Annotated in this window: 9 protein-coding genes; 1 reads left to right on the plus strand and 8 read right to left on the minus strand. The window is 74.3% G+C overall.

Going from position 1 to position 9,433, the window contains the following annotated elements; all coding sequences use genetic code 11:
• Positions 1 to 67 precede the first annotated feature (67 nt).
• The 6 genes from ACESL7_RS08965 to ACESL7_RS08990 form a co-directional block, all read right to left on the minus strand.
• A complete protein-coding gene (locus ACESL7_RS08965) occupies positions 68 to 1,066 on the minus strand; it encodes a helix-turn-helix transcriptional regulator (RefSeq protein WP_372892979.1) in 999 nt (332 codons plus the stop codon).
• A 4-nt stretch (positions 1,067 to 1,070) separates the two neighbouring features.
• Entirely contained in the window at positions 1,071 to 1,364 is a 294-nt protein-coding gene (locus tag ACESL7_RS08970; protein ID WP_372892980.1) for a helix-turn-helix transcriptional regulator, read from the minus strand.
• Positions 1,365 to 1,394: 30 nt separating this feature from the next.
• Positions 1,395 to 4,022 carry an AAA family ATPase gene (locus ACESL7_RS08975; protein ID WP_372892981.1) on the minus strand — a complete coding sequence of 876 codons (2,628 nt, stop codon included), beginning with the start codon at positions 4,020 to 4,022 and terminating at the stop codon, positions 1,395 to 1,397.
• Positions 4,019 to 5,152: a metallophosphoesterase family protein gene (locus tag ACESL7_RS08980; protein ID WP_372892982.1), complete on the minus strand. Its 1,134-nt coding sequence runs from the start codon at positions 5,150 to 5,152 to the stop codon at positions 4,019 to 4,021. Before ACESL7_RS08980 ends, ACESL7_RS08975 begins: the two co-directional genes overlap by 4 nt.
• Positions 5,153 to 5,479: 327 nt before the next feature.
• Positions 5,480 to 5,953, minus strand: a complete 474-nt coding sequence (locus ACESL7_RS08985) for a DUF427 domain-containing protein (protein WP_372892983.1) — start codon at positions 5,951 to 5,953, stop codon at positions 5,480 to 5,482.
• A 239-nt stretch (positions 5,954 to 6,192) separates the two neighbouring features.
• Positions 6,193 to 6,921: a Crp/Fnr family transcriptional regulator gene (locus tag ACESL7_RS08990; protein WP_372892984.1), complete on the minus strand. Its 729-nt coding sequence runs from the start codon at positions 6,919 to 6,921 to the stop codon at positions 6,193 to 6,195.
• 426 nt (positions 6,922 to 7,347) lie between these two features.
• Between ACESL7_RS08990 and ACESL7_RS08995 the strand changes: the two genes are divergently transcribed.
• Complete coding sequence (locus ACESL7_RS08995) at positions 7,348 to 8,064, plus strand: Crp/Fnr family transcriptional regulator (protein WP_372892985.1); 717 nt, start codon at positions 7,348 to 7,350, stop codon at positions 8,062 to 8,064.
• Positions 8,065 to 8,141: 77 nt separating this feature from the next.
• Here ACESL7_RS08995 and ACESL7_RS09000 read toward each other — a convergent pair whose 3' ends face one another.
• Entirely contained in the window at positions 8,142 to 8,546 is a 405-nt protein-coding gene (locus ACESL7_RS09000; protein ID WP_372892986.1) for a DUF4149 domain-containing protein, read from the minus strand.
• A partial coding sequence (locus ACESL7_RS09005; RefSeq protein ID WP_372892987.1) for an NAD(P)/FAD-dependent oxidoreductase occupies positions 8,543 to 9,433 on the minus strand: 891 nt, incomplete at its 5' end. The genes ACESL7_RS09005 and ACESL7_RS09000, both read right to left, overlap by 4 nt.

A 9,433-nucleotide genomic window follows, 5' to 3' on the forward strand; every position in this document is an offset into this window, starting at 1 on the left:
CAAGTACTCCGGGGGTGAATTGGCCGTCAGGCCAAGAGGGGGCAGCGCCCCCTCCCGTCCGGCCCGCTCAGGGCAAGGCCGGGAAATCGCCGCGCCGGTGCCCCTCGACCATGCGCCGGAGCGCCTCGGGTGCCAGCACCTCCACCGCCTCGCCCCACTGGTAGAGATGCCAGGCCATCTCCAGGTGTCCCGAGGCATGGAAACGCAGGGTGAGCGCCCCGTCGGCCTCCTCGGTCATCTCCTGTCCGGGGTGAAAGACGAATTCGCGCGCCACCGCCGCCGCCTCCGGCGCGAAGCGCCAGACCACCTCGCCGTATTCGTCCTCGTCGTGGAAGGAGCCGAAGGCGCGCGCGGCATGCGCGGCGAGGTCGAAGCCGGCATCGCGCGCGAAGCTTTCGGGCTCCAGCCGCGCCGACGCGATCCGGTCGAGGCGGAAATGGCGGGTGCGCCCGTCGCCGCGCGCGTCCCGGGCCACCAGGTAGCGCCGCGTGCCGAGGAGCAGCCCGTAGGGCTCGACGCGGCGCGCGCGCGGCGCGGCGTCGCGGGCCCCGGCATAGGCGATCGTCAACCGTTGCGGCGCCTTCAGCGCCTCGGCGATCACGCCCAGCAGGTCCGGGCGCACGCGGACACGCGGGCCGGGGCGCGAGGCGAAGCCCTGCGCCTCCAGCAGCGCCTCGGCGTCCGCTTCCACCCGGCGGGCATGCGGCCCCGGCATCGCGGCGAGCAGCCGGTCGCGCAGCCGGGCGAGGGCCGCGGCATCGCGCGCCGCGCCCTCGCGCTCCGCGCGGCGGACCGACATCTCGAGGGCGGTGAGCTCCGATTCGCGCAGCCCCTGCGCGAGGACCATGCGCGCCGCGCCCGCGTCGAGCTTCCAGTACTTGCGCTGGCTCTCGTCCGTGCGCGTGCGCACACCGCGAAAGGTGTCCTCCAGCGCGCGGGTCATGCGCTGGGCCGTGCGCCGGTCCACCTCGAAGGTTTCCTCGATCTCGTCGAGCGAGACGCCGCCGTGGCGCGCGCCGGCGATCTCGGCGAGGCGGAGGAGGTCGGTGGCCTTGCGGAACGACATGGCGTCAGAGCAGGCCGAGCCGGCGCGCGACCTCAAGGGGCAGGCCGCCGGGGTTGCCAGGGTAAATCCAGTCGAGGGTCAGGCCGGTGCGTGCGACCGGAGCCGCACGCTGGTCGATGGTCGGCCGCTGCCGCCCATGCTCCCAGTGAGACACCGTATTCTTTTTCGTGCCGCAGATCACGCCGAGGTCAGATTGTGAAAGCTGCCAGCATCTGCGGATCTGCCGCATGCGCCGAGCGATCGCGTCGTGCGAATGGTCGCCCTGGGGGCGGATGGATCCCGTCCGGTCGTCGCTCACACCGTGTCCCCCCTCGCCTCCGTCCCTCCGTCATGCGCCCGCGTCGGACGCCCCCTCGAGGCGCAGCATGCGGCCGCCGAGATCGCGGAAGGCGCGCTGCCGGCAGGTGAGGACGAGGATCTGCAGATCGCTCGCCTGCCGGTGGAGCGCGTCGAACATCCGCTCGATGCGATCGTCGTCGGTGAAGACCAGCGCATCGTCGAGGATCACCGGCGCGTGCCGCCCGTCCTTCGCCAGCATCCGCGCGAAGGCGAGCCGGACGAGCAGCGCCACCTGTTCCTGCGTGCCGCCCGAAAGGATGTCGATCGGCTCCTCCTGCCCGTCGCGGATCAGCGCGCGCGGCAGCAGCGTCTCGTCGCCCCAGTCGAGCTCCGCCTCGGGCCAGAGAAGCCCGAGAAGCGGGCGGAGCTCGGTCGCCACCGGCTCGAAATAGCGCTCGCGCGCCTCGGCGCGGGCGGCTTCCAGCGCGTCGCGCAGGCGCGTCAGCGTGGCCACCTCGCGCTCGATCCGCGCGAGGTCGGCCTCCGCGGCGGCGCGCGTGTCCCGGGTCTCGGCGAGGCGCTCTTCCACCGCGTCGCCCGCGCCCTGCGCGATGCGCTCGTCGAGCGCGGCGATCGCCGGGCGCAGTTCGGCGACGCGGGTCGCGGCCTGATCCACGACCGAGCGCGCGCGGGTGAGGGCGGCCCCCGCGGCGGCGAGGTCGGGCGCGTTGCGCTCGGCCTCCCCGAGCGTCGTCTCGGCGGCCTCGCGCGCCGCGCGGGCCTGCGCGAGCGCCTCCTCCAGCGCCGTCGCATCCGTCGCGTCCAGCCGGTCGAGGGCGGTGGCGGCGCGCGCGCGACGGGCGTCTGCCGCCTCGCTGGCCGCCTCGGCGCGGGCGGCGGCGGTGCGGGCCTCCGCCGCGGTGGCCTCGGCGGCGGCGCGGCGGTTCTCGGCGTCCGCGCGGGCGGCGCGTGCGGCGCCGAGCGCGCGCTCGGTCGTGCAGGGGTCGAGCGGGGGCGCCTCGGCTGTCGTCTCCGCCGTCTCCGCAGTCTCGGGGATCGCGGCGCGCGCGGCGCGCAGCGCCTCCAGTCCCTCCGGCGCAGCGGTCTCGAGGCGAGCCTTCGCCTCTCCCGCGCGGCGCTCGGCCTCGGCGCGCGCGGCGGCGGCTGCGCGGGCGGCGTCGAGGGTCTCCGCGTCCGCGGCGACCAGCGCCTCCGCGAAGGCGGTCGCGGCGCGCTCCGTGTCGGCGGCCTCCTGCGGGCCCGTGCCGGGGCGCACGGTCAGCGTGCCGAGCCCGGCGAGCGTCAGCTCCGCGCCCTCGGGAACCGGCACCGGCGTATCCCCGGGCAGCTCTTCGCCGTCCCGCATGACGCTGCCCGCGCAGCCGGCGGCGTAGCGCATGACGAGCTGCGGTGCGGCGCCGTCCCGGCGGGCGCGCGCGGCGCGGAGGTCCCGGTCGAGGTCCTCCAGCCGGCGCAGCGTGGCGGCGTCGGGACCGTGACGGGCCGCCGCGGCGGCCTCCTCCATCGCGGTGCGCGCGGCCTCCGCCCGCTCCAGCCGGGCGGCGAGATCGGCGCGCCGCGCCGCGCCGTCGCGCGCCGCCTGCCGGCGCTGGGCGTCGCGGTGCGCGGCCTCTGCGGCCTCGAGCGTGGCATCGGCCGCGGCGAGCCCCTTGCGCGCCGCCTCCGCCGCCGCGTCCGCCGCTGCGACGCGGGCCTGTGCCGCGTCGCGCGTGCCGGTGGCCGCTTCTGCCGCCTCCGTCGCGGCGTCACGTTCGGCCAGCGCCGCCCGCAGCCCGTCCAGCCGCACGGCGAGGTCGGTCTCGCGGAGCTCTGCGGCCTGCAACGCGCGGCGGTGCCCCTCCACGCGCTCGGCGTGGCGCTCGGCGGCCTGATGGGCGGCCTGCGCCTCGGCGAGACGCTTGGCGCGCGCGGCGGCGGCCTCGGGCTCTTCCAGATCGGAGAGGTCGCGGCGGAGCCTGCGGCGCTCGTCGAGCGCCGCGTGCAGCGCCCGCGCCGTGGCGTCGAGTTCGGCCTCCTCGGCCTTTAGCTGCTCGACCCGTTCCTGCGCGGCCTTCCAGGGTCCGCCGGTCCTGGGCCGGCCGGTCGTGGTGCAGTAGTCGGAGAACTCCTCGGCGCAGCGCGCGAGGGCGGCGTCCATGCGCCGCCCGCCGGTCATCGCCTCCACCTCGCCGGTGACCGAGGACAGGAGGTCGCGCCGCGCGGCGAGCGCCGCTTCCTGCTCGCGCCGGTTGCCGTGGTCGAGGCCGGTCATTCCCTGACGCACCCAGAGAAGGCCCGCGGGCCCGCCCGCCGCGTCGCCCATCAGCCGCGCGATCCAGTCCTCGGCCGCGTCGGCCTGCGCGACCAGTCGTCCGCCGCTCTCGACGCGGGCACAGGGTTTCGAGAGCCAGCGCTTGGAGAGCGTGAAGCGCCCCTCGGCCGTCTCGATCTCGACGGCGACCTCGGGCGCGCCGCCGGCGTGGGGGCGCAGCGCGCGCACCTCCTTGTCCTTCGAGCCGTGCGGGCGCTGGAAAAGCGCCTGCAGCGCGTCGAACAGGGTGGACTTGCCCTGTTCGTTGGGCTCGGAGAGCACGTTGAGCCCGTCGCCGATCCCCGCCACGCGCGCGGGTTCGGTGAAACGGCGGACGTTCTCGAGGCGGATGGCACGCAGTTTCATTCCCGCATCTCCCGCACGATGGCGTAGAGCCGGGCGAGCGCGGCGTTCGCGATCTCGCGCTGATCGGGCGAGAGGCCGTCGTCGGTGGCCTCCGCGCGGAGCCGGTCGGCGGCGAGGCGGAGCGCGCCCGCGCGGTCGATGGCGTCGAGATCGGCCTCCTCGTAGTGGGTGGCGAGCGCCTCCGTATCGAGACGGAAATGCGCGAACTCCGGCGCGGCGCGGGTGGCCGCATCCTGCAGTCGCGCCTGCTCGGCGAGGCTGGCGCGGCCGGCCGCCGAGACGCTCAGCAGCACCTCGCGCCGCCCGGCCTCCGGCAGGAGCGCGGCGAGCGCGGCGGCGGCGTCCTGGCCCGGCGTGAGGCGCAGCCCGGCCCGCGTCCAGAGGAAGGCGCCGGTCTCGATCTCGCGCACCTGCGGGGCCGCGCCGGGCCCTTCGAGCGTGACGGCGAGGCAGACGCCGCGCCGGTCGTGGCGGAAGCGGTCCTGCTCGGGGCTGCCCGCGTAGTGCACCCGTGCGCCGATCTCCAGCCGGCCGTGCCAGTCGCCGAGGGCGAGGTAGTCGAGGCGCGCGCTCCGGTCGCGGTCGGGCGGGATGGTCGCGCCGGTGTCGTCGAAATCCGTGACGCCGCCGTGCGCGAGCCCGATGCGCGCCGTGCCCGCGTCGCTCGGCATGGTGACGAGCGCCTCGGTCGGGTCGCGCCCGGCCGAACGGTAGGCCACCGGGCAGGGCAGGAGCGTCGCCGCGGCCCCGAGGCTCACCGGCGCGGCGTCGATGAGCGCATGCACGTTGGCCGGGGCGTCGCGCGCGATCGTGGCCCAGAGCGGCTCGGCCTCGCGCAGGTTGTCGTGGTTGCCGGGCAGGAGCCACCACGCGAGGTCGTCGTTCTCCCCCATCGCGGCGAGGGCCTGCCGCACCACGGCATAGGAGGGCGTGGGACTGTCGAAGGTGTCGCCGGCAAGCAGGATGTCCCGCGCACCGTGGGCGCGCGCGGCCGTGGCGAGGCGGCCCAGCGCGGTGTGGCGCGCCTCGGTCAGGCGGCCGCGCAGGTTCGCATCCGGCGTGTCGGGCAGGCTCGCGAATCGGCGGCCGAGATGCAGGTCCGAACTGTGAATGAAGCGAAAGGTGGTCATGCTGTCCCCGGGCTAGCGACTCGTCTCTACCGGCATGCGGGCCGGTCTCGTCGCTTGTGCCGGCGAGGGGGCGACAGAAACTGTCGTGGCAAAATTCGTCACCTTCGGTTGCAACCCGACATCCTGTGCGTGTTTCGCGGGCCCGGCGCGCGGCGTCAAGACATCGTCGCCCCGTCGTTGTGGCCGACCCGACAGGCCGTCCCCGTCGGGTCGGTGCCTCGCGCCCGCGCATCGCTCCGACGAGGTGCTGTTGCGCCCGGCCGGGCGGCGGGATCGGGGTGGGCGGGTCAGGGATCGGGACAGGCCGCGGCGCGCGCGTGCGCGCGGCTACCAGCCCTCGGTGCCGCGGGCGCCCTTCGGGTGTCCGCGGAGGTTGTCCGTGACCCATCCCCCGTAGAAGTCGCCGGCCTGCGGCTGCACGTCTGCGTCGCCGACGAAACAGGCCTCCATCGCTCCGGCGTAGAAGGCGAGATAGCCGGCGATCGGGCGGAAGCGCGGGCTCGGCCGGTCGTACGCCCAGGCGGCGCGCGGTGCGGTCGTGCTGCCGCAGACGACGTCGAAGTAGCGCGCCTGCCCCTTCCATTCGCACAGGCTGCGGCCACGGGCCGGGCGAAGCTCGGCGTGCACGTCCTCGGGCGGGATGTAGTACGTCGGCGCATGGTGCGTCTCGAGCACGCGGTAACCGCGCGTGGTCTGCGCCGCGAGGATGCCGCCAAGCCGGACGCGAAGGCGCTGCGGCACGGGCTCCAGTGCCGGAGGACGCGGGTAGTCCTGAACGTTTTCGAGGGGCAATTCGCTCATGGCGGGGGAGATAGAGCGGGCGGCGCCGCGCGCCAGCGTGCAAGGGCGCAGTTCCGCGCCGGGCGGTCGCTGGACTCGACCGTGACGGCGCGGAACTGCGCGTGCCACGCACGGCGCGGGCTGGGGACTTGACCCTGACCGGGCGCGATACCGGACCCCGGAGGCATGCCTCCGGGGCCTGTGACGATCCTTGGCGCCCGTGTGCCCCGCCTGCATTGATGGCCGTCAACGCCGGCCCGTCACCGAGCGTGGAGATGCGCTGCGACGTCGTCCTCGGTAAGGTCGTGGCCGGAGAGGTGCGCAAGCGCGTCGCAGTCCAGAACGCGCAGGCGGTAGGGGGTGACGATCTCGATCACGCCGTCGTTTTCCAGCGCGTGGATCGCCCGGCTCAGCGCCTCGGGTCGCGTTCCGAGCACCTGTGCGAGATCCCGCCGCTTTATCGGGATGTCGATCACCGTCACGCCGTCCTCGCACAGCCTGTTTTCCTGCATGAAGGTCCAGCGCCGATGCAGGAACAGCAGGAAGCCCGCAACGCGCTCGGTGGCACGGTGGTTGCAGAGAAGCCCGAGCCATTCGCGCGCGCTGTCGAGCTCGTTGAGAAGGCCGAGGATGACCAGTCGTTCCAGATCCGGGTTCCGTTCGACAAGCGATTCAAATTCGTGTTTGTCGAACAGAATGATGTCGCAGTCCGAGGCCGCCTCGATCGAGAACGGCATCGGCCCGTCGAACACCCGCCCGAAGATGTCTCCTTCGACGAGCAGGCCGACGATCTGCTGTTTTCCGTCCACCAGCGTCTTCCGCATGCGCAGAACGCCCGAGATCACGTATCCGACGGCATCGGTCCCCTTGCCGGCCGGATAAAGGACATCGTCGCGCGCAAGGCGGGCGGGGCGCGACATCGCGTCGAGTTCCGCCAGAAGGGCGCCGTCCAGTCCCGCGAAGGGGGGCAGAGAGTGCAGGTCTTTCATCTTGCCCAATCCAGTCGTGCCGAAACGGTGCGGCCCGCCCCGCACGTCCCGCGTGCAACGCTGCGCCCTTTTGTTGCATTTCTAACGAACGATAATGTCACGTCACCATTTTTTACCGCGCTTCGGCGAAAATCGGCCTGTGCCGGACGGGGCGCGTGCACGTTGTGTCCCGTCAATGTGACGCGCGCCCGAATCGCGGCTATCCTGCCTGCCGCAGGGTCATCCGTGGCCGGAGCAGCGTGAATCGACACGACACGACGCACTGCGGTTCACCCGTCACGCGTGCGACCGGCCCGGTGACGGTCGAAATGCCGCGTGCCTGCTGCGCCGCGGTCCGTTCCGGGCCCGGAAACGAGCGCACAGGGCGGCAGGGCGCGGCATTCGGGTGAGCGCGGGCATCGGCCAGCGGAACGCGAGGGAGACGTCATGAGTGAACCACGCCCCCATCACGCGCCGCCCTGCGATGCGTGTCCGCACACGATCGCGGGGCGCTGCCATCTGGGGCACCTCGCCAGGGTGCGCTGCGTGACGCTGGCGGCCGAAACGGTGCTCTGCCATCAGGGCGACCGGACGGAGCGTGTCGGCGTGCTCCAGACAGGCTATGTCCGCCTCGTGCGCTTCAGCGCCGAGGGGCGGCGCGTCGGCCTCGGCGTGGCGCGGCCGGGTGACCTGATCGGGGCGATGCCGGGGCGCACGGTTGCCTACACGCTCGAGGCGGCAACGCGCGTGACGCTCTGCGTGACCGACCCCGCGACGCTGGAGCGCGGAATGGACGCGAACGCGGCGCTGCGCCGGCAGATGCTGACCAGCACCGCCGAACAGCTCTCCCGTGTACGGGAGCAGATCTGGTTGCGCGGCCGTCTGTCGAGCCGCGAGCGGGTCATCGCCTTTCTCGTGCACGCCGCGCAGGACATGGCGGCGACGCCTCAGCCCGACGGCAGCCTCATCGTGGATGTGCCGCTCCCGCGCCGCGACTGGGCCGACATCAGCGATACCGCGCTGGAAACCGTGAGCCGCACCGTCTCCGCGCTCGCCGAGCAGGGCGAGGTGCAGAGCCTCGGCGGCGGCCGCTACCGGATCGCGGATCTTGACCGGCTGGCGCGGCTCGCGCGGCTGTCCGGCGACGCCGATGCCGCCGCCTGATCCCGGGCGCGCGTGCAGCCGGCAGTGCCGGGACCGTGCCGCCGTGCCGCAGGCCCCGGTCCTCGGCCTCCCGCGGTTCAGGCCCCGGCGACCGGCAGGAAACGGGTGAGCACGTAGCCCGCCGCCGCGACATGGCCGAGGGTGATCGCCACCGAGAGGCCGTGCAGCCATTTGAACCGCGTGCGCGCCCCGGTGTCCGTGGCGTGGTTGATCGCCGGCATCAGGAGTTCGCGCGCAGGCACCGTCGTCGCGGCCACGGCGGCCATGAGGCCCGCGCCGAGGCGGTCCTGCGGCCAGAGCAGCGCCGCCGCCAGCGCGGCGCCGACGAGCACGAAAAGATAGAAATGCGGGAAGGCGCGCCGGATCGTCGCACCGGCCGTCTCGGCCGGCAGGGCCGTGAAGAGGAACGCCGCGAAGCCGAAGGAATAAAGCACCATTCCCCCGAAGAGGAGCGCGGTGGTCAGAAGCGCGAGGACGCTCATGGCCGCGCCCCGTCGCCCTGCCGCGCCGGCGTGCGCGTCAGATCCTCCGCAATCGCCGCGCCGCTCGCCCATGCGGCTTCCACCCGCGGACCGAGGCACCAGTCCCCACCGAGGTGCAGCGTCCCCTCCGGTGCGCGCAGGAAGGCCGCGCCGAGCGGCGTCGCCACCCGCGCGTAACGCCAGCGATGCCCGGCGACGTGGAGGGCATCCTCGGGCGCGGCGCCGATTTCCGCCGCGAGCGCGGGCAGGAGGCGCTGCGCGATCGTCGCGCGGTCCTCTTCGAGGTGGGCGCGGCTCCACGCCGGCGTCGCCTGTGCGACCCAGGCGGTGGCGTGGGCCGCGCGCCCCGGCTTCGTGCTGTCCTGCGCGATCCAGGCGAGTGGGCCGCCCTCCGGGCGTGCCTGCACGAAGGGGCGGGGCGCCGCCGCGGGAAAGGCGGCCATCAAGGTCAGGCAGGGCGCCATCTCCACGGCCGTGAGCCGCGGCACGAGCGTCTCCGGCATACCGCGCAGCCGCGCCGCCTGCGGCGCGGGGAGCGTCAGCACCACCTGCGCCGCCTCGATGGGACCGCTCGTCGTCTCGACCCGCCAGCCTGCACCGGCGCGTTCGAGCGCTGTCACCTCCACACCCTGCCGAAGATCGAGGTCCGCGGCCATCGCCCGCGGCAGCGCCGACATGCCCGGCCGTCCGACGCGATGCGGCTCCGCGCCGCCGTCGTTCCAGGTCGCCGTCGCACCGGGCAGCGCGTCGAGCAACGCGGCGAAACCGGCATCACGCACGGTGAAATACTGAGCCCCGTGGTCGAAGCGCAGCTCGCCCGCCTCGACGGTGGCACGGCGGGTCGCCATCCGCCCGCCCGGGCCGCGCCCCTTGTCGAGCACGAGCGG

Origin of the sequence: Rhodosalinus sp. (genome assembly GCF_041685465.1) — a bacterium.
In the GTDB taxonomy this organism is placed as follows: domain Bacteria; phylum Pseudomonadota; class Alphaproteobacteria; order Rhodobacterales; family Rhodobacteraceae; genus Rhodosalinus.

Bases quoted from the DNA above. Each gene is read 5' to 3' on its own strand.
- ACESL7_RS08965 (WP_372892979.1), bottom strand. From the start codon at position 1,066: ATGTCGTTCCGCAAGGCCACCGACCTCCTCCGCCTCGCCGAGATCGCC.
- ACESL7_RS08975 (WP_372892981.1), bottom strand. From the start codon at position 4,022: ATGAAACTGCGTGCCATCCGCCTCGAGAACGTCCGCCGTTTCACCGAA.
- ACESL7_RS08980 (WP_372892982.1), bottom strand. From the start codon at position 5,152: ATGACCACCTTTCGCTTCATTCACAGTTCGGACCTGCATCTCGGCCGC.
- ACESL7_RS08985 (WP_372892983.1), bottom strand. From the start codon at position 5,953: ATGAGCGAATTGCCCCTCGAAAACGTTCAGGACTACCCGCGTCCTCCG.
- ACESL7_RS08990 (WP_372892984.1), bottom strand. From the start codon at position 6,921: ATGAAAGACCTGCACTCTCTGCCCCCCTTCGCGGGACTGGACGGCGCC.
- ACESL7_RS08995 (WP_372892985.1), top strand. From the start codon at position 7,348: ATGAGTGAACCACGCCCCCATCACGCGCCGCCCTGCGATGCGTGTCCG.
- ACESL7_RS09000 (WP_372892986.1), bottom strand. From the start codon at position 8,546: ATGAGCGTCCTCGCGCTTCTGACCACCGCGCTCCTCTTCGGGGGAATG.